At 36.5% G+C, this 19,593-nt stretch carries 25 protein-coding genes; 18 read left to right on the forward strand and 7 right to left on the reverse strand.

Annotated elements, in window-relative coordinates; genetic code table 11:
• Positions 1-54: 54 nt before the first annotated feature.
• Positions 55-537 (reverse strand): hypothetical protein, encoded by a 483-nt coding sequence (locus tag V6E76_RS09505; RefSeq protein WP_247352446.1) that lies wholly within the window; start codon positions 535-537, stop codon positions 55-57.
• Positions 538-709: 172 nt separating this feature from the next.
• On the opposite strand from V6E76_RS09505, the gene V6E76_RS09510 reads away from it, so the two are divergent.
• A complete protein-coding gene (locus tag V6E76_RS09510) occupies positions 710-982 on the forward strand; it encodes an Fpa/YlaN family protein (RefSeq protein WP_370545415.1) in 273 nt (90 codons plus the stop codon).
• A 42-nt stretch (positions 983-1,024) separates the two neighbouring features.
• A complete protein-coding gene (locus tag V6E76_RS09515) occupies positions 1,025-2,206 on the forward strand; it encodes an FtsW/RodA/SpoVE family cell cycle protein (protein ID WP_247352444.1) in 1,182 nt (393 codons plus the stop codon).
• A gap of 117 nt (positions 2,207-2,323) precedes the next feature.
• On the opposite strand, the gene V6E76_RS09520 is transcribed toward V6E76_RS09515, so the two are convergent.
• Positions 2,324-3,223, reverse strand: coding sequence for a COX15/CtaA family protein (locus V6E76_RS09520; RefSeq protein WP_499797801.1), 900 nt, complete (start codon positions 3,221-3,223; stop codon positions 2,324-2,326).
• A gap of 317 nt (positions 3,224-3,540) precedes the next feature.
• Between V6E76_RS09520 and cyoE the strand changes: the two genes are divergently transcribed.
• From cyoE to V6E76_RS09555, 7 genes are all read left to right on the forward strand, one after another.
• Positions 3,541-4,461 carry a heme o synthase gene (gene cyoE / locus V6E76_RS09525; RefSeq protein WP_247352442.1) on the forward strand — a complete coding sequence of 307 codons (921 nt, stop codon included), beginning with the start codon at positions 3,541-3,543 and terminating at the stop codon, positions 4,459-4,461.
• 33 nt (positions 4,462-4,494) lie between these two features.
• Entirely contained in the window at positions 4,495-5,670 is a 1,176-nt protein-coding gene (coxB, locus tag V6E76_RS09530) for a cytochrome c oxidase subunit II (RefSeq protein WP_247352440.1), read from the forward strand.
• A gap of 2 nt (positions 5,671-5,672) precedes the next feature.
• On the forward strand, positions 5,673-7,592 hold the full coding sequence (locus tag V6E76_RS09535; protein ID WP_247352438.1) for a cytochrome c oxidase subunit I: 1,920 nt from the start codon (positions 5,673-5,675) through the stop codon (positions 7,590-7,592).
• On the forward strand, positions 7,592-8,218 hold the full coding sequence (locus V6E76_RS09540; protein WP_499797802.1) for a cytochrome (ubi)quinol oxidase subunit III: 627 nt from the start codon (positions 7,592-7,594) through the stop codon (positions 8,216-8,218). The genes V6E76_RS09535 and V6E76_RS09540 overlap by 1 nt, the downstream gene beginning before the upstream one ends.
• On the forward strand, positions 8,219-8,560 hold the full coding sequence (locus tag V6E76_RS09545) for a cytochrome C oxidase subunit IV family protein (RefSeq protein WP_026867513.1): 342 nt from the start codon (positions 8,219-8,221) through the stop codon (positions 8,558-8,560).
• 126 nt (positions 8,561-8,686) lie between these two features.
• Positions 8,687-9,646, forward strand: coding sequence for a cytochrome c oxidase assembly factor CtaG (gene ctaG, locus V6E76_RS09550; RefSeq protein ID WP_247352436.1), 960 nt, complete (start codon positions 8,687-8,689; stop codon positions 9,644-9,646).
• A 17-nt stretch (positions 9,647-9,663) separates the two neighbouring features.
• On the forward strand, positions 9,664-10,119 hold the full coding sequence (locus V6E76_RS09555) for a DUF420 domain-containing protein (protein WP_499797805.1): 456 nt from the start codon (positions 9,664-9,666) through the stop codon (positions 10,117-10,119).
• Between the two features lie 114 nt (positions 10,120-10,233).
• On the opposite strand, the gene V6E76_RS09560 is transcribed toward V6E76_RS09555, so the two are convergent.
• The gene (locus V6E76_RS09560) at positions 10,234-10,596 is read right to left on the reverse strand and encodes a YugN family protein (protein WP_247352431.1); all 363 of its coding nucleotides are present in this window, start codon (positions 10,594-10,596) and stop codon (positions 10,234-10,236) included.
• A 126-nt stretch (positions 10,597-10,722) separates the two neighbouring features.
• Here V6E76_RS09560 and V6E76_RS09565 point away from each other — a divergent pair, with 126 nt between their 5' ends.
• Positions 10,723-11,160 (forward strand): YlbF family regulator, encoded by a 438-nt coding sequence (locus V6E76_RS09565; protein WP_247352429.1) that lies wholly within the window; start codon positions 10,723-10,725, stop codon positions 11,158-11,160.
• 49 nt (positions 11,161-11,209) lie between these two features.
• Here the strand turns inward: V6E76_RS09565 and V6E76_RS09570 are convergent, their stop codons facing one another.
• The gene (locus tag V6E76_RS09570; RefSeq protein WP_247352426.1) at positions 11,210-12,130 is read right to left on the reverse strand and encodes a glycerophosphodiester phosphodiesterase family protein; all 921 of its coding nucleotides are present in this window, start codon (positions 12,128-12,130) and stop codon (positions 11,210-11,212) included.
• Positions 12,131-12,216: 86 nt separating this feature from the next.
• Here V6E76_RS09570 and V6E76_RS09575 point away from each other — a divergent pair, with 86 nt between their 5' ends.
• Positions 12,217-12,480: a DUF2129 domain-containing protein gene (locus V6E76_RS09575; protein ID WP_026867519.1), complete on the forward strand. Its 264-nt coding sequence runs from the start codon at positions 12,217-12,219 to the stop codon at positions 12,478-12,480.
• On the opposite strand, the gene V6E76_RS09580 is transcribed toward V6E76_RS09575, so the two are convergent.
• Positions 12,477-12,848, reverse strand: coding sequence for a DUF7147 family protein (locus V6E76_RS09580; RefSeq protein ID WP_247352424.1), 372 nt, complete (start codon positions 12,846-12,848; stop codon positions 12,477-12,479). The two genes, V6E76_RS09575 and V6E76_RS09580, sit on opposite strands and share 4 nt — an antisense overlap.
• A gap of 59 nt (positions 12,849-12,907) precedes the next feature.
• On the opposite strand from V6E76_RS09580, the gene rsmD reads away from it, so the two are divergent.
• Together rsmD and coaD are read left to right on the forward strand one after the other, a co-directional pair.
• A complete protein-coding gene (rsmD, locus tag V6E76_RS09585) occupies positions 12,908-13,447 on the forward strand; it encodes a 16S rRNA (guanine(966)-N(2))-methyltransferase RsmD (RefSeq protein ID WP_026867521.1) in 540 nt (179 codons plus the stop codon).
• Positions 13,448-13,456: 9 nt separating this feature from the next.
• A complete protein-coding gene (gene coaD / locus V6E76_RS09590) occupies positions 13,457-13,948 on the forward strand; it encodes a pantetheine-phosphate adenylyltransferase (RefSeq protein ID WP_166627304.1) in 492 nt (163 codons plus the stop codon).
• Here the strand turns inward: coaD and V6E76_RS09595 are convergent.
• On the reverse strand, positions 13,935-15,068 hold the full coding sequence (locus V6E76_RS09595; RefSeq protein WP_247352422.1) for a nucleotidyltransferase: 1,134 nt from the start codon (positions 15,066-15,068) through the stop codon (positions 13,935-13,937). The two genes, coaD and V6E76_RS09595, sit on opposite strands and share 14 nt — an antisense overlap.
• Positions 15,069-15,204: 136 nt before the next feature.
• Between V6E76_RS09595 and V6E76_RS09600 the strand changes: the two genes are divergently transcribed.
• Both V6E76_RS09600 and rpmF read left to right on the forward strand, forming a co-directional pair.
• A complete protein-coding gene (locus tag V6E76_RS09600) occupies positions 15,205-15,720 on the forward strand; it encodes a YceD family protein (RefSeq protein ID WP_026867524.1) in 516 nt (171 codons plus the stop codon).
• A 2-nt stretch (positions 15,721-15,722) separates the two neighbouring features.
• On the forward strand, positions 15,723-15,896 hold the full coding sequence (rpmF, locus tag V6E76_RS09605) for a 50S ribosomal protein L32 (protein WP_247352420.1): 174 nt from the start codon (positions 15,723-15,725) through the stop codon (positions 15,894-15,896).
• Between the two features lie 50 nt (positions 15,897-15,946).
• Here rpmF and V6E76_RS09610 read toward each other — a convergent pair whose 3' ends face one another.
• Positions 15,947-16,399 carry an N-acetyltransferase gene (locus V6E76_RS09610; protein ID WP_247352418.1) on the reverse strand — a complete coding sequence of 151 codons (453 nt, stop codon included), beginning with the start codon at positions 16,397-16,399 and terminating at the stop codon, positions 15,947-15,949.
• A gap of 113 nt (positions 16,400-16,512) precedes the next feature.
• On the opposite strand from V6E76_RS09610, the gene bshC reads away from it, so the two are divergent.
• The 3 genes from bshC to rsmH all read left to right on the forward strand — a co-directional run bounded on the left by bshC (position 16,513) and on the right by rsmH (position 19,589).
• Entirely contained in the window at positions 16,513-18,078 is a 1,566-nt protein-coding gene (gene bshC / locus V6E76_RS09615) for a bacillithiol biosynthesis cysteine-adding enzyme BshC (protein ID WP_247352416.1), read from the forward strand.
• Between the two features lie 138 nt (positions 18,079-18,216).
• On the forward strand, positions 18,217-18,648 hold the full coding sequence (gene mraZ / locus V6E76_RS09620; protein ID WP_026867528.1) for a division/cell wall cluster transcriptional repressor MraZ: 432 nt from the start codon (positions 18,217-18,219) through the stop codon (positions 18,646-18,648).
• 11 nt (positions 18,649-18,659) lie between these two features.
• A complete protein-coding gene (gene rsmH / locus V6E76_RS09625; protein ID WP_026867529.1) occupies positions 18,660-19,589 on the forward strand; it encodes a 16S rRNA (cytosine(1402)-N(4))-methyltransferase RsmH in 930 nt (309 codons plus the stop codon).
• Positions 19,590-19,593 lie beyond the last annotated feature (4 nt).

Consider the following 19,593-nt stretch of genomic DNA (forward strand, 5'->3'; position numbering starts at 1 on the left):
TTTCATCTGTAAACTTAGGAGGTACCAGGTCAGACATTTGTCCGAGCTTTTTTATTATTCAAATTCGATGCCTGTAACATGTGATAATTTTATTTTTTGATTACCATTAGTTACAACTAGTAGGTCAAACATACTGTCATCATAAAGTCGTTTACCCTCATTTGAAAAGTGAGCATAGAAGCTATGACGGTCCTTGTAGTCTAACTGAGTCGTGCTGTCTTTATGTATGAAGTTGATTTTTGCATCTTCTCCATTGTGCGGTTCTGTGTATTCAAGGAATGGCTGAAGGCAAATGACAAAAGAACTATCCAGTAATTCTCTTTTTTTATATTTTTTCTCTGATTTTAAAGTTGGTGGCTTTGTTTCACCTTCAATAATTTGTCGGTTCCACTCTGTCTGATCCTGAAAGGTAATTTCTTCGCTATCCTTATCATTTTTAAGTAGTTCTTCTAACTTAATCTTTCTATCATCAAAAATCCAAGTTGATGGATCTAGTGTAATTTGAAACTTAATATTTCCTTTTAATTGAATAATCATAATTAATCGCTCCCTCTGTTAAAAAAGTATAGCAAAGATTGTAAAAAAATTATAGAATGAATAGTATACATCATGATACTCGCTTACATATCTGCTTGATTTTTTTTAGGTCTTGAGATAAACTTTTATGAAGAGTAATTGAGGGGGGAACCGCGTGTCTGAAGTAAAACAAATGAGCAAAAATGCTTATGACCAGTTAGATAAGGACGCCGACAGAATTCTCCAGCTGATTGAAGTTCAGATGGAAAACTTAACGATGCCGCAGTGTCCAGTGTTTGAAGAAGTTCTTGACACTCAGATGTTTGGCCTATCGAAAGAAATAAACTTTGCTGTTAGATTAGGCTTAGTTGACGCACAAGACGGACGTGCTATTTTAGATCACCTAGAAGTAGAAGTATCTAAGGTACACGAAGCATATATGGAAAGAGAAAAAAACCAAGTCTAAAGAAAATTTCTTTAGACTTTTTTAAATGAGGGACCAGCCCAGATGAAGTACATAAAAAACTTTATCAACTACGTGAAGTCATATTCTAAGTATGTTGATTTTTTAATAATAATCGCTTATGTTGCCCTATCTTTAATTGGTCTGGTGATGGTCTATAGCGCAAGCATGGTACCTGCAGAGATGAATGAAGGTAGTTCAACTTTTTACTATTATAGGCACCTCGCATTTTTAATACTCGGTTTTATTATTGTATTTTTCATGACGTATTTTATGAGTGGAAACTTCTTTAAAATGAAGGGTGTCCAAATACTCATGATAACAATAATTGTTATACTCTTAATTCTAACTATGGTTATTGGTACTGAGGTAAATGGACAGCGAAATTGGATAAGGTTTGGACCATTTGGTTTACAATCATCTGAGTTTTTTAAAGTAATTTCAATCTTATATCTCGCGTATATATATTCAAGACGAGAAAAACGATTAGGCAGTGCGAATGAATCTAGTACTGGACCCTTAATTTTTATATTTGCAATTTCTGGTCTAGTAATCATCAATGATACTGGAACATGGTTGGTAATTGCAGCCATTATTATCAGTACATTCATGTACTTAAGAATACCGTTTAAATTTATTTTTAGAGCTGGACTTGCAATCGGCGGTGCCTTATTAGTTGGCGGCGGAATAATGTATTTGATTAATGGGCAAATTCTGTCTAATTATCAAATGCAGAGAATCGAAACATTCTTACATCCATTTAGTGATCCAGCAGGTAGTGGTTATCAGCTGACAAACTCATTGATGGCAATATCTAACGGTGGTATTTTTGGAACAGGTATCGGTAACGGTGTCATTAAACTTGGTTATTTACCTGAGCCACACACCGACTTCATAATGGCTGTAATTGCTGAAGAGTTAGGATTGGTCGGTGTACTGCTGATCGTCGCTCTATATCTAGTAATCATTATTAAAGCGATGTCCTATGCTAGACGGTCAACAGACACATTTTACCAAATTGTATGTGTTGGGGTCGCGATGTATATTACCATGCAAGTGTTCATAAACGTCGGTGGTATTTCTAAGATTATTCCACTGACGGGTGTTCCATTACCATTGTTAAGTTACGGTGGGTCATCATTCTTAAGTGTATCTATAGCAATTGGTCTATTAGTCATTGCAGCAAAACATGTAAAATCTGCTGAAATTGAATTAAAAGGTCGTTAAATATAAATGAACTTTTAACTGGATGTCGCTCAATTTGAGTGACATCCGTTTTTTTGTTTAGACATAAAGACAAAAAAACAGGAATCTTATAATAAGATTCCTGTACTAATATCCAGACTAACCCTTGTTTCTTGATAGTAACATGATGAAGTAACATAATACTCCAAATAACAAGGTGATAAACAAGGCATGGAATAAGGCAATAAATATATTGACATGAGTGATGACTGAAAGCATACCTGTAATGACTTGTAAAATCAGTAAGGTAAACGCGATAAGCCAACCATTTCTGATGATTTTTGAATCACTGTAGTTTCTTAGGACATGGACAACGATAATGATCATCCAAATGAATAAAATTCCAACTAGGAATCTATGTCCCATTTGCACAGCTTGGTAAAAATTACCTGGCATGATTTGGCCTGGCATACAATGCGGCCATTCTGTACATGCTAATGATGAGTCAGTGTGTCTAACAAGTGCACCGCTGTATATAACAAAATAAATATAAATCGTTATCAGTATAGTGTTATATCTTAAGAATGGACTGACAAAAATTTTACGGTCCTCATGACCATAAGATGTTTCGAAAATTAATAAGGTTAATAACAAGACCGCTGAAAAACATATTAAAGATATCCCAAAGTGTGCTGCTAGAACAAAGTCACCTTCCCAGATGCCAATTACTGCTGCCGCACCAATTAAGGATTGGATGAGTATAAAGCTTAAGGAAACATAGATAAGAAATTTAGCTTCTCTAACATGACCGATCTGTTTCCAAGCCATGTATGCAAGTAATATCAGAAATATGATTGCTATACCTGAGACACCACGGTGCGCAAGTTCAATTATTGTGTCGATAGGCCAATCACGTGGGATAAGCTGACCGTGACACAAGGGCCAGGTTTCACCACAGCCATCTTCTGAACCTGTTTTTGTAACCAGTGCACCTCCGATTTGAACGAAGACCATAATCAGTGTAGTGATCACGGCTACAATTTTTAAATTTTTATACAAATAAAACACCTCAAAACAATCGTGTATCTGTCTCTAGTACAGTTACTAAATATATATCAGAATTGCACTCTTTGCAATCCGCAAAGTTGTGAAATACCCTTAACAATTCCGTAAACTGTGGTAAAATTTAATAGTGTAGGGAAACACTTATACTATTTGAGTATAAAACAGTTTAGGACATTTATTCATACATATTGATGAATAATTCTTGAACAATGCAAAATGTAACAATTTTATTTCAAATATGTATAGAAAATATGTCCCGGATAATCTATTATTAAATATAAATGTGTTTGTTAATGAAAGGAGGCGAATAGATGCACAGTGATGTATACCAAGAGGAGATACATCAGTCAGCACGCAGTAAAAAATTAAAGGCAATTAAAGCACTCATCAAGGATGGCATAATCAAAGCAAATTTAATTCCAGCTTTTGCTGCAGGGTTTTTAGCGGTTATGTATTATAACATTTCATTTTTTGATGCAATTCCAGTCATGCTGCTGATGTTAGTAGGTACAGCGCTGGTCATCGGAGGTGTTTGTGCCCTAAATAATTATTATGACAGAGATATTGATGTGCTAATGAAATCAAAGAGCAAAAGGCCGAGTATTGATGGCACTTTTTCCGGTAAGGAAATATTAATCATCGGCTTTTCTATGTTAGCAATTGGGCTTGTCATGTTATTTTTCATTAATACTGCTGCTGGTGTACTCGGATTAATTGCAGCCTTCGGATACGCAGTTGTGTACTCGATCTTTGCCAAGAGACATCTTGTGGCAAACACAGTTATAGGAGCAATACCTGGAGCTATGCCACCGCTTATCGGCTGGGCAATTTTCGATCCAGAGCTACATATTTTAGCGGTAGCGATGTTTATTGTAATGTTCATCTGGCAAATGCCTCACTTCTATGCACTTGCCATTAAGAGAAGTGAAGAATACAGTCATGCAGGTATACCGATGCTCCCTTCTGTAAAAGGAAATAATCGAACTAAGCACTCGATTATTTTCTGGGTGACACTTCTTTTGTTCACACCACTAATGATGTTTGAGCTGGGGACTTGGTTTGTTCTATTAGTAACAGCATTAAATCTCGTCTGGTTCTATTTGGGTGTTAACCAGTTCAAACAGATTACAGACTATAATCGCTATGCCGGGCGAATATTTGTCTTTTCACTCAACTACGTTGTGATTTTCTTTGTCATGGTTATCGTAGCCGGCTTACTTGTGAATGTTTAGTAAAGTAAATGAATGAAAGAGGGGTCTAACACAATGAACTTTAGTTTTCTTAAAGGAAAAGGGCTATTATTAGCGTCTGTATTAACACTTTTCCTTGCAGGTTGTGGAACAAATGAATTAAGTACACTACGTCCTGCAGGTGAAGTTGGACAAGAACAGTTCAACTTGATGTTAATTTCTATCATCATTATGATTTTAGTTATTGTTGTTGTAACAGTATTATTTACTATTGCGGTATTGAAGAGTCGCAGAAGTAAAAAAGGTGAAGATTTTGAACCGAAAGATGTTTCAGGTAATCATACCTTAGAAATTATTTGGACTTCTATACCAATCCTGTTACTACTTGTCTTAGCTGTTCCAACAGTTTATTTCGTGTTTAAACAAGCAGATACCGAAGCGAGCACAGATGCCGACGGTAACGTTAACGCGGAAGAAACAGTGATTAACGTAAGAGCTTACCAGTACTGGTGGGAATTTGAATATCCGAATGAGCAAGTCGTGACATCACAAGAACTTGTGGTTCCTACTGATAAGAAAGTTTACTTCAACTTACAAGGTGCAGACGTAAAACACTCATTCTGGGTGCCAGCTGCTGGTGGTAAGATGGATACCAATATCGATGGTATCAATAGTTTCTACTTAGTATTTGATGATGAAGCATCACAAGATGCGGATCGCTTATTCTATGGTAAATGTGCGGAATTATGTGGACCATCACACGCATTGATGGACTTTAAGGTTAAAGCATTACCGGAAGAAGAGTATGATCAGTGGTTAGCGGACATGAAAGCAATTGAAGAGCCAGTTCAAGCATCTTCTGAAGACGCACAACGTGGTGAAGAAATCTTTAATAACTCATGTATGGGCTGTCACGCAACTACTCCAACAGGATCTGGCGCAATGGGTCCTAACTTAACTAACTTTGGAGACCGTGAATTAATTGCTGGTTTCTTAGAACACAACCAAGAAAATCTTGAAGCTTGGATTTCTGATCCAGAATCATTCAAGCCTGGAAACAAGATGACAGGACAATATGAATTATCTGATGATGAAATCGAAGCAGTTGCATCTTACTTGATGGAACTGAATGTTGAAGAAGGTTCTGGAGACGTTTCTACATTAAGAGAACCTGCTGAAGAAGAAGCCGCTGAAGGTGAAGAAACTTCAGATGAAGAAGCTTCTGAAGAGTCAGAAGAGGGGGGTAACTAGTAATGTCTGAAGCAACAGCGAAAAAAACTGGTTTTTGGGCAACAATTTGGGAATACTTAACTACTGTTGACCATAAGAAAATTGCTATACTTTACTTGATTGCCGGTGGATTTTTCTTCGCACTCGGTGGTATTGAAGCAATGCTTATTCGTTTGCAACTTGCAGTACCAAACAATGATTTTCTATCTGCAGGGTTGTACAACGAAGTAATTACAATGCACGGTACAACGATGATTTTCCTAGCAGCGATGCCACTCTTGTTCGCATTTATGAATGCAACAGTGCCGCTGCAAATCGGGGCTCGTGACGTAGCATTCCCATTCCTAAACGCTCTAGGTGTATGGTTATTTATCTTTGGTGGTATCTTCCTAAACCTTTCATGGTTCTTAGGTGGTGCACCTGATGCAGGGTGGACAAGTTATGCGTCACTCTCTATATCATCACCTGGACATGGTATTGATTTCTATGCACTTGGTCTACAGGTATCTGGTGCAGGTACTTTAATTTCAGGTATTAACTTTGTAACAACAATTATTACAATGAGAGCGCCTGGTATGACATACATGAGAATGCCACTAATGACGTGGACTACACTTGTAGCATCTGTTCTTATCGTATTCGCATTCCCGCCGCTTACAATTGGTTTATTCTTATTAATCTTTGACCGAATGTTTGGTTCCAGCTTTTTCATCGTAGAAGCTGGGGGTAACACAATTATCTGGGAGCATTTATTCTGGATCTTCGGTCACCCGGAAGTTTATATATTAATTCTTCCAGCATTCGGTATTTTCTCTGAAATATTTGCAACATTTGCACGTAAGAGATTGTTTGGATACTCTGCCATGGTATTCGCTACTGTATTGATCGGTTTCTTCGGATTCATGGTTTGGGCTCACCACATGTTTACAGTAGGCCTTGGACCAACAGCTAATGCTATTTTTGCACTTGCTACTATGGCAATTGCAGTTCCGACTGGTATTAAGATATTCAACTGGATCTTTACTGTTTGGGGCGGTAGTATTGAATTTACAACACCGATGATGTATGCACTCGCGTTTATTCCATCATTCGTAATGGGTGGGGTAACTGGTGTCATGCAGGCAGTAGCGCCAGCTGACTATCAGTACCATGACTCTTACTTCATCGTTGCTCACTTCCACTACGTTATCGTTGGTGGGGTAGTATTCGCATTACTCGCAGGCTTACATTATTACTGGCCATTGATGTTTGCAACAATGCTCAGTGAAAAACTTGGTAAGGTTACGTTCTGGTTATTCTTCTTTGGATTCCACTTAACATTCCTTATCCAACACTTCTTAGGACTATGGGGAATGCCAAGACGTGTATTCACATACCTAGACGGTCAAGGTTATAATGTAGCGAACATGATATCTACAGTAGGTGCCCTATTGATGGCCCTAGCAGTTATTATCTTACTGATAAATATTGTAATGACAGTTGTTAAAAACCAAAAAGTTGGGCGTGACCCATGGGGTGACGGACGTACACTTGAGTGGTCATTACCACTTCCAGTGCCGTATTACAATTTTGCACAGATTCCACTTGTTCGTGGTTTAGATGCATTCTGGTTAGAGAAAAAAGAAGGTAATGGAGAAATGCTTCCAGCTGAATCACTGGATGACTTCCATATGCCAAACAACTCAATCATTCCATTTATTATGTCACTTGGTTTATTCATCGCATCATTTGGTGCATTATACTTTGCCGCAGGTAAAGATTGGGCAATTGATGCAGTATCAGGATTACCAGAAAAGCCTTGGGCAGTATGGGTATTAATCATCGGTTTAGCGATTACTGCAATTTCAATGATTGTACGTTCATTTAAAGATGACCTTGGTTACTATGTGAAGAAAGAAGAAGTATTAAAAGACCTTGAAGAGCTTGAAAGGGGTGCAAAATAATGGCGGAAATGAAATATAATGTACCTAATGAACAATGGCCTGAGCACCCGGAGACAGCGACGCAAGAAGGTAAGAATAAATTCGTTGGATTTTGGACTTTCCTTGGTGGAGAAACTGTACTATTCGCATCACTTTTTGCGACGTACTTAGCACTTAAAGGTAGCGTGCCAAGTGAGGATCACTTACTGGCAGCTGATCTTTTCCAACTAGAACTTGCTTTTGTTATGACAATGTTACTTTTAACATCTTCATTAACAAGTGTATATGCAATCTATCATATGCGTAATAACAACTTTACTAAGATGCAATTATGGTTAGCCATTACAGTATTACTCGGTGCAGGATTCTTAGCTTTAGAGATATATGAGTTCTATGAATATGTACATTTAGGACACACATTTAGATCTAGTGCTTTTGGTAGTGCCTTTTATATTCTAATAGGTACACACGGCTTCCACGTTATAATTGGTCTAGTATGGATTACAAGTTTAATTATCCGTAACGCGACTCGTGGTTTATCAGTATACACAGCAGCTAAAGTTAATACTGCTGCCTTATACTGGCACTTCATCGATGTTGTGTGGGTATTCATCTTCACAATTGTTTACTTGTTAGGAGTGTTATAGATGGCTGAACTAAATAACAAACCAATGAGCGATATTAAACTTAGAAATATACGACGTCAAAGAACGAAAGAAATGCGTTTACAGCTTACTGGCTTTGCCTTTATGATTTTCTTAACATTTATGGCATTTGGTATGGTTGCTCTAGACTTTAATGCAACATTCATTACTGGATCTGTAATTCTATTTGCATTCATCCAAGTAATTTTACAGTTCTACTACTTCATGCACATTAAGGATGAAGGGCATGAATTTGTAAAACTATTTATGATTGTTGGTATGTACTTTGCAATAGCGTTCTGTGTAACATTTATTTTTATAGTATGGATTGGACAACCAATCTAAAGAATGACCCCGATAGGGGTCATTTTTTTTATTCATTACTTTGTCACTTTGTTACTTTTTAGCGCCTTGTCTTATAAAGTCAATGAATTTATACTAGGTATATAGGTTAAATTCGAGGTGGTATGTATGGATAACATAACTTCTATAAAGATTTTCGGTTTCATGGCAAACTGGAGTCCATTCTTTATGGCCTTTGTTATTATGCTTACAGTTGTGTATTTTCTTATTACTGTAAGGTGGTATAAAGACTTTGAAGGTGGTCGTCCACTGACGTCTAAGGAAGGGTCATTATTCGTCGTAAATATGATTCTTTTATACTTAATGTACGGTGGACCAGTAGATATTCTGAGTCATATTTTATTTACATTCCACATGATTCAGATGGCTTTTGTGCTATTTTTAATTGCACCATTACTATACTTTTCAATACCAGAGTACCTACAAAAATATATTGTGAGTCTCCCTGTTATTGGACCTGTATTACGTTTAGGTGCAAAGAAACCATTATTTTCATTAATGCTACTTATTGCAGCATTTTCTATCTACCATCTTCCAGTGGTAATGGATAACTTAAAAATGAGTGCGACTTTAAATACTTTAGTACTCGCAATAATGTTCTTAACTGCAGTGATGGCATTTTACCCAATTTTTAATAAGGTAGAACCTGAAGAAACACACATGGGCGGCTTATTTAAACTACTTTATATATTTGGTATTGGTGCCTTTGTTACGCCTGCATGTGCGCTAATTATCTTCTCCAGTGAACCGTTGTACGCAACGTTTACAGAAGGTGAAGCTTGGTTAAGTGCTATGGAGTTATGTGTACCAGCAGGTGTATTAGACAGCATTGCAGGATCTGGGATGATATCAGGGCCTGAATATTTTACAAATTCGACCCCGCTCAATGATCAGCAAACTGGCGGAATTATTATGAAAGTATTACAGGAAATAATATTCGGTGTTATGCTAGGGTTTATCTTCTCTAAGTGGTATAAAGATGAACATAGAGATGAGGACAAAATTACTGAGCAGGCACTCATTAAAGCACAACAACAAAAAGAGCTATACAATAGCCACAGAGTTTAGGAGGAAGTTAAGTGGATATACATTTTATCCTACCTACAATTAGTACATCATTTATAATATTGAGTGCGATTTTGATGGGTGTAGGTGTTTATCATATTAAAAAAGGCAATGTCCAAACACATGAAAAAGTCATGACTCTAGCAGCATGGTCAGCCTTAGCATTCTTCGTTATTTACGTATCGAAGACGATCTTCTTAGGTAACACTCAATTCGGTGGACCAGCATCATTAGAACCTTATTATGTGACATTCTTAATCAGTCACATTTGCTTAGCTACAATTGGTGGTATTCTAGGTGGAATACAAGTATTCACTGGTAAGAAAAACAAATTAAGAACCCATAGAAAAATGGGGATGACAGCTGCGACTATATGGTTCTTTACAGCCATAACTGGAGTCATGGTATATGTTATCTTATATATTTTATATCCAGGTGGAGAAACTACTGGCCTTTGGGATGCTATCTTCCATTAATATAAAACAACGATGAATCTAATAAAAGATTCATCGTTGTTTTTACGAGTGGGGGAGAAGACATAAAAATATAACGGCACTTTGTGATTTTCACAAAGTGCCGTTATTTAAGTATTAAGCTTCAGCAACTGCTGTAAGTTCAGTAGAAATTGTTCTGATTTTATTAATTGCATGTTCAACAATACGCTCTGGGAATACTTCGTCGCTACCGTATTCGATACCTGTTGGATAGTAATGTTTACCCATGTATGGATCCATTAATTGAAGTGTGGCGTTGTTTGAACCAACGTCACCATCAATTGCGTAACCAGGAAAACGCAAGTAATAAATTCCTTCAGGAATTTCATATTTATAGTCGAAAGTCATACGTTCATAGTCCCAGCTGCCTCCGAGTACACAACCATTGTGGTTCATGACTTCTTGCAGTGAGCCCTGTGGGATGACTACTTTTTCGATACCTGAGTTTTCAAAAACCATCATTTTGCCCCCTATCATTTTTCCATTACCCTAATTTTAATCTATTCCCTATGGACTTGCAAATGGTATTTCTAATATAGTAACAAATGTAACGGTATGATAGAATAGTTTTTGAGAGGTGATTAAATGCAAACAATGGTAGATTTTGAAATAATGGATTTGCTCGACTCTCTTAATGAAATGGTCACTGACACTGAGGAATATAATAATTATTGCTACTATAAGAATCTTCTTGAGACAGACAGTGAAGTCTCACAAATGATTAAAGACTTTGTCATCCTAAAAGAGGATTTTGAAGAAGTGGAACGCTTCGGTAAATATCATCCTGACTTTAGTACAAAGCGTAGGGAAATTAACCAATTTAAGAAGAATTTAGATATGAACCCTATCGTAATGGAATATCGTCGTGCAGAGTTTCAACTTCAATCTTTACTTGATGAAGTACTGTTCCATATCGGGCAAGCTGTAAGTCCTCATGCAAATATTGTCAGCAGCAATCCGTTTTTCGCAAATAGTTCTAATAGTGGATGTGCAACCGGCGGAAGTTGTAGTTGTGCAAGCTAAATATATAAATGATCCCCGTGGAATTTATTTTCCACGGGGATCACTCTTTTTAATATCTGTCTTTCATTAAGTGGTAACTAATATCTGGGTAATCAGTCACAATAGTATGTGCACCTTTTTGAATAAGTTCATCCATCTTGTCCATCTTGTTAATATTCCAGAAACCAACAGCGATATTTAAACTAGTTAAAAACTCAATGAATTTCTCAGTATCTAGTGGGATACCATTATATTCAGTTGGCAGTTGGAAGGTATCTGCTTTTGGTGTATACAAATGACCAAAACCTAGTTTTTGTAAGAAGTAGGCTTTCGATACTTGATCAACACCTGCTCCTAGAGCAATTTTATTGTCTGCGTATAAGTTAAATTGTTTAATTTGAGAATCATAGAAACTTGTCACAAGAATACGGTCCTCTGCACCAAGCTCCGTAATTAATCGGTAGAGTAGGCTAGGTACCAAACTACCAGCATATGTTTCTGGATCATCTTTAATATCAAGGTTAATCAATTTGTCAGGATATTCTTCGATGAGTTCTTTCAATGTTACAATTTTTGCTTTCTCATGATTTCTGTATGGGTGGTTGCCTTCGACATCTGTGAAATGATATCCGAAATCTAAAGCACGTAAGTCTTCAAGTGTTAGATTGCTGACTTTACCAGCGCCATTAGATGTTCTATCAACATATGCATCGTGGAGGACAACGATTTCTTCATCTTTAGTCAGACGAATGTCTATTTCAAAACCTTCGACATTAAATTCTGATGCCTTATCAAAAGCGAGTCTAGTATGTTCAGGTCTTAACCCCATACCACCTCGGTGTGCAAAGACATAAGGTGAACGTTTTTTGAAGTATGGTTTGATATCGCGTACTGTCACATCACCAGTCAATTTAGTACTTGCCCATACTCCTAATGTTACCCCAGCTACAACTCCAGCAGCTGTCATTAATTTCTTAAAGCAATTTGCCATGATATAACCTCCATGAGATATTCATTTAAAAAACTCTTGTATAATGTGTTATTATAACCATAAAGATTCAGATAGGTGGTCAGCCAATGATAGTAAAACGTATCGGAATATATGTTTATTTTAAACAAAATAAATTCATTCGACAATTGAAACGACACGGACATTTAATATACGTTAACAAAGATAAGAAATACGCCTTAATTTACGTCAATGAAGATAAGCTTGAAAACACCCTAATCGAACTCGGTAAATTAAAATTTGTTACTGATATTACAACATCCGAATATCATAATATTAGCCGAGAATACAGCAGTGAAGACTATGAGGAGAAAGATTATCGAGTCATTTAAGTCATCGGTAAGAGTAAATGATTGAGCCTCAATAGACCTGTTAAATACTGATAAAATTGTTCTTGCTCATAGAAATCTTCAGGTGATTGTGTTTTTATCTCAATCACATTGATGTTATTATCATCACACCATGATTTTATAAGTTCATATTTTTTACCTGCACCTGTTTCATATTTGATGCCATTGTAAATTGTGTAGACTGCTTGCACATTTTGTTCTACAGGTTTCATAATGAGTAAAAAACTTGCAGGTGATTTGTCATTGTAGCAAAATACTGCATGTTCTACACGTTGGTGATTATATTCGATGAGGGCATGTAACTCAAATATTTCACGGTAGCCTTCTCCCATCGTTATAAATTTTTGCATATCATCAACTCCTAACAAGTATTTTATATGAGTAGGCTAGTAATTGAAAGGGCAGACAGATGAGAATTATAAGCGGTAAATATAAGTCGAAAAAAATAAACACACTTAAGTCTAGTGATACACGACCAACAAGTGACAAGGTTAGAGAAAGTATTTTTAGTATGCTTGGAGTAGTAGAAGGAGATGTTTTAGACCTATTCGGTGGTACTGGTGCACTAGCAATTGAAGCAATAAGCCGCGGCGGAACCTCTGCAATGATTATAGACGGGGCAAAGGATGCAATTCGTATAATCAGAGAAAACACCGATAGTATTGAGGAACCTATTGAAATATATAGAAATGACTATAGAAGAGCACTGAAGGCGATGAGTAAAAGAGAGAAAAGTTTTAATCTAATATTTCTAGATCCACCATATAGAAAGAAATTAGTGGATAAGAGCTTAGAGATAATTAAGTCAGAAAGTTTACTCAAACCCAACGGTAGAATTGTCGTTGAAACTTCTGCTGACGAAACTGTGAATATTGATGGCTTCAAACAAATTAAAACACACACTTACGGCACCATAAAAGTACAATTACTCGAATTGGACAATCATTAGGAGGATATTATGGCGAGCAATAAAGTTGCAGTTGTACCTGGTAGTTTTGACCCGATTACATATGGGCATTTAGATATCATTGAAAGAGCATGTAAAATTTTTGATAAAGTCTATGTATCAGTTTTAAGGAATTCATCAAAACAAGGTCTATTCTCACCGACAGAACGTATCGAACTAATTAAAGGTGTAACAAAACATCTTGATAATGTTGAAGTCATCCAGTTTGATGGACTGCTAATCGAATTCTGTCAGCAAGTTCAAGCAGATGCGATTATTAGAGGTTTAAGAGCTGTCAGTGACTTTGAGTATGAGATGCAGTTGACCAGTATGAATAGAAAATTAGATAGTAAAATCGAAACGATGTATATAATGACAAATAATAACTATTCATTCATATCCTCATCTATTGTCAAAGAAGTTGCAAAATACGGCGGCAAAGTCGAAGACATTGTACCGCCGTTAATTGAAGATGCCTTAAAAGAAAAGTTCAAGACTCAATAATTACAGGTGTATTGAAATCATTTTTAGTACCACCTGTAAAAGTGTTATATACTTCCGTAGCTGTCACTTCATGTGATACTAAGCTACGGTTGTTTTTATTTACGTTGGTAATGATTTCAACTTCATCTAACAATTTTAAATGGGCTTGACCGGTCTTATTCATACCAAGCACACGGACACTGTTAGATAACCGATGTTCTTCCATTATTTTGTTTGTAATATTCATGAGGATAGCGATCATTAATCTACTTAGGCGAGTCCATGTATATCGCTTCGTTTTTACTTGACAGATGAAATCACTGTAGCTATGTGATGTTTTAATCTTATCCTTAAGTCGATATTCTAAGCCCTCTGTCATCATGTAAATTTCTCTAAGCTCACTTAAACTTTTAGTTAAAATGATTGTTTTTAACGTTGTAAATACATCTTCGTTTGATGCGAGGTGACTAGACATTATTTCATCAACTAAAGCTGAAGGCATAAATTGTTTTGCATCGTCGATATCATGATTAAATAATGTGCGTCTTATACTTGTGGCACTAGAAAAAGCCTGATTTGATAGTTCTTGATCACTATAATGATTTCCGGTTCTCTTTGTCGTATCAACTTTAATTTTTAAGCCCATTTCTTCTACCGTTTTAATATAAGCGATCCCCAAAGTATTATTCGGTGAGGATAGAAAATCTGACTGACTTAATTCATCCATAGCCCTCGGATAGCTTTTACCAGCTCTTAATAAGTCATGGAATGCTTCAGACTCACTTAAATCGTTGGATTCTTTAGCAGCTTTACTCAAGCCGATGATGTCACCTGACTCACTGCCAAACACCAAATCTGTAGCGCCCATCAAACCGGCTATATGAACACCACCTCTGGCAAAATCATCGGCAAAACTTACCGCATTTAAAAATGGTAGCTCACAGACGAGGTCTACATGTTTTAAACATGCTTTAGTACGGGTGAACTTATCTGTAATTGCTAGCTCACCTCGCTGAGTGAAATTTCCTGACATTATCGCAATAGTTACATCAGGATTTACGAGTGCCTTGGCACTTTCTATATGATAAATGTGACCATTATGAAATGGATTATATTCTGTAATTAATGCTAAAATTCGCATACAAAACCCCCCGGAAAATGTTATACTTAGTGTACCAAAATATTGAGCATTTAATAGTGATTTGTTAAGAAATAAACTTGACACTTTTTCTTTATAATTGTACAATATCTGTTGTGCTCATAAGAGGTGGAATTATATGAAATGGTCACTTTCCCAGTTAAGAAAGTATACCAATGACAAATTCACTTTTAATGAAACTGTCCAAATAGACAAGTTGTATGATCGAGAAGACATATTAGCGATTGAAGATATAAATGTATCTGCTAGTATGCTTATAGGGACTCAACGTATAAACGTTGATTTACTTATATCTGCCACTGTTAAGATGATCGACAGTCGGACTGGTAAAGTAGTAGATTACCCGCTTGAAGTACAATCCGTTGAAGTGTTCGATGAGAACCTTGATGATGAGGAAATTGAAGATGACAATCTACACGCAGTAGATCATACGATTGACTTAGAACCGATTGTTAGAGAATTAATTATCGTCAATTTACCGACAGTTTATACTGAGAGTGATGAACTACCCGGGTCATCAGGCGCAAGTGGTTGGACAGTACTAGAGGAAGCGGAGGCTGACAGTGAAAAACCTGCAGTTGATCCGAGATTACAAAAACTAGAAGCTTTAAAGCTGAACGATGAGGAGGAATAATAATGGCAGTACCTAAAAGAAGAACTTCTAAAACACGTAAAAATAAACGCCGTTCACACATGAGAATTTCAATGCCAGGTATGGTAGAATGTCCAAACTGTGGTGAGGCTAAATTAGCACACCGCGTATGTAAAGAGTGTGGCAGCTACAAAGGTGAAGAAGTCGTAACTAACTAAGATAAGTTAAAAAAAGACCTGGAAATCAATTAAGATTTCCAGGTCTTTTTTTATTGTGGGTACCACATTAGAGATTCGTCTGCTAGATCACGTTCAATATCGTAATCGTGCCCTTGAAAGTTATGTTTTTCGAAGAACTTTCTAGAGTTTTCAAAACGACTAATTGCTTTAATTGGTAAATTAAAAGATTTAGCGTAGTCAATCATAGCACTTCCAAAACCACGACCCTGGTATTTTTCAAGCACCTCTAATTTCCAAATTACCAGGTAGTCACTCGTATCTTCATCTATTGGATGATCAGTATCTTCACGGCGATATAAACACATACGCGCTACTAGCTCATCACCCTGGTAAATACCGTAGAATGGTGAGTCGATATTCGCGTCGATTACATTAGCTTCAAGCTCATTCATCATATGTAATTCCTGAGAACCATATTCTCTAAATTTCTTAAACTCTTCCGCTGTTTTGTAGTTGATTGCTAAATTATTTACTTTTACCATTTTTAAAACGCCCCTTTTCTCTTAAGTATATTCATAATTCTTAAGCCGTTCAATTGTTTTATATTTAAATAAATTTTATACTTTTAATAACGATATGTTGAGGAGAAATATATATGCGATTTGAGACTGTAGATCAAGCTGTAAAAGCAGCTGGTAATAAAGACAAGAAACTATTTTATAGTAGTTTATCGTACAATAAAAATGATATAGATACCATTTTTGATAGACCCAACCATGCACATACAGAAGCAATAGCTGATCTTATTGAATCCGATATGGCACAGTACGGTTTAAGCGATGCTCAAAGGGGTAACCTAAAGCGCCTTAGAGAAGGTAGAAAAGTTGTTATCGGTGGTCAACAGGCTGGCTTATTTATGAGTCCATCATATATCATACATAAAATTATTTCACTCTTAATTGTAACTAATGAGTTAAACACAGTGCATAACAAAGAAGCTGTACCCGTTTTTTGGGTTGCTGGTGAAGACCATGATTTTGAAGAAGTGAATCATACTTTTGTTTACGACAGTTACTACAGAAGACGGGTTAAAGTTTCCTATAAACCAAACTTAAGTGTACCGATGAGTGTGGGTTTCTATGAGTATGATAAGAATGCGATGAAGGAAAGTTTGAATAAACTAGTGGCTTACCTAGGTGATTCGACTTATGTAACTGAATTAAAAGAGTCGGTCAGTCATCAAATAGAGCGATGTACAAGCTGGACTGAACTTTTTCATTCACTGGTACATGAAACCTTTAAATCGCATGGACTTATCATTTTTAATTCACATCTAAAAGCAGTAAGAGAATTGGAGAAACCGATTCTTAAAAAGATGTTTAAAAATCATCAAGCGATAGATTTAGCATTTAAAGATGGGCAGAAGCAGTATAATGAAGCAATGAAAACGGCGCCGGTTATTGATACAGAAACGACAGTTCATTTGTTTGGTAATGCAGATACTGAGCGTGAATTACTTCTCTATAAAGACGGGTCTTATCACTTAGGTGGTGAGACGTATAGCCATGATGAGGTACTCGCTTTAATCGAAGAGAAACCTGAAAGTTTTTCCAACAATGTCGTCACTCGACCACTAATGCAAGAAGCATTGTTTAATACTGCTGTGTTTTTAGGCGGGGGAGCAGAGGTTAAGTACTGGGGTGAAATCCACAAAACCTTTGAGGTCATGGATTTACAGATGCCCATAGTTCTAAAACGTATGGAATTTGTTTACCAGGATGAACGGATTCAAAAGTTACTAAATAAGTATGAACTCAACTTTGACGATGCACTCGTTCAGAACATCAATGAATTAAAACGTACTTTAATTGATAATCACACTGATGAAGCACTTTTAAAAGAGGTAGATCATATTAAAGAAACGATAGACGAAGCTTTTGAAGTCTTATACAAAAAGAAGGATGAGTATTTCAATAGTCAGTTAATCGACAGCAATAAGAAACAACATCAACTACAGCTGGATTACTTAAAGAACAGATATAATATTGAAATTAAACGTTCATTAAGGCAAGATCTCCACAATCTTGAAGAATTGAGTGAAAAATTATTCCCAAATGGTGTGCTTCAAGAACGTATCTACCACCCATGGCAATTATCTGCTGAATTATGGGATTACTCCCCACTTTCTTACACGGAAAATTTAGTCATAATAAAAAAATAAAAAGGCTCTATATCAAGCGATTTCCTTTAATAAGGGAATCGCTTTTTAATTTTGCAATATTTTTTTGGATTCTTTTTTATAAATTGTGGAGGATTGTGGGGAGATGTGGTAAATTAAATGTATAGCGGGGTGAGATATATGTTCATGGGTGAATATAAACATAATTTGGATACTAAGGGACGCATCATTGTGCCGAGTAAATTCAGAGATTTGCTCAGTGAACAATTCGTCATTACCCGCGGTTTGGACCGTTGTCTTTTCGCATATACGATGGATGAATGGAGCCGAATCGAAGAAAAACTAAAAACTCTACCACTCACTAAAAAAGACGCTAGAAAATTTACGAGATTATTCTTCTCAGGTGCCACAAACGTAGAAATCGACAAGCAAGGACGTATTAATATACCGCAGAATCTAAGAGACTATGCTGGTCTTTCGAAGGATTGCACGGTTATTGGCGTATCGAGTCGCATTGAAATTTGGGACACGGAATCTTGGGAAGATTTTTATACAGAATCTGAAGATAACTTTGAAGAAATAGCAGAAGACTTAATCGATTTTGACCTTTAGGATGTGACACTTTGTTTAATCATACTTCAGTTTTACTAAAAGAAACGGTCGACGGTTTAAATATTAAACCGGACGGTATATATGTGGATGCCACACTTGGTGGGGGCGGACATACTGCTTATCTTATGTCCCAACTGGACACTGGACACATTTATGCTTTTGACCAAGACATTACAGCAATTGAAAATGCGAGTAAGAAATTTGAAGGGTCAAACAAGGTGACTTTAATACACACAAACTTTGAAAATCTAACTTCAGCACTAAAGGAATATGGTGTCACAACGGTCGATGGTATTTTGTACGATCTAGGCGTATCTAGTCCACAACTTGATGTCACAGAACGTGGCTTTAGCCATTCAAAAACAGCACGTTTAGATATGCGGATGGATCAATCACAAGACCTCGATGCCTATGAAATTGTCAATCACTATTCTTACCAAGAATTAGTCAGCATATTCTTTCGCTATGGTGAAGAAAAGTTTTCAAAAAAAATTGCTAGAGAAATAGAACGCCTTAGAGAGATTCAACCTATAGAAACAACGACAGAATTATCAGAGATTATAAAATCTCAAATTCCAGCGAAGTTTAGACGAACAGGCGGCCACCCAGCAAAAAGAATATTCCAAGCTTTAAGAATTGCTGTCAATGATGAACTTGGAGTATTTGAACGATCTCTTGAACAGGCGATTGACTTATTAAAAAAAGGCGGACGTGTCTCGGTAATAACCTTCCACTCATTGGAAGATAGAATTTGTAAACAAATGTTTGTCGAATATGAAAAAGGCCCAGAACTCCCAAAGAATATGCCGATTATTCCTGAAGGATACGTGCCTTCCTTAAAAAGAGTGAATAGAAAGCCGATTACTGCACAAGGTGAAGGTTTAGAAAATAATCCACGCGCACGCAGTGCAAAACTTCGGATTGCTGAGAAACAAGTATAGGAAG

The sequence above is a fragment of the Jeotgalicoccus huakuii genome (genome assembly GCF_036665975.1).
Taxonomy (GTDB): Bacteria; Bacillota; Bacilli; order Staphylococcales; family Salinicoccaceae; genus Jeotgalicoccus; species Jeotgalicoccus marinus.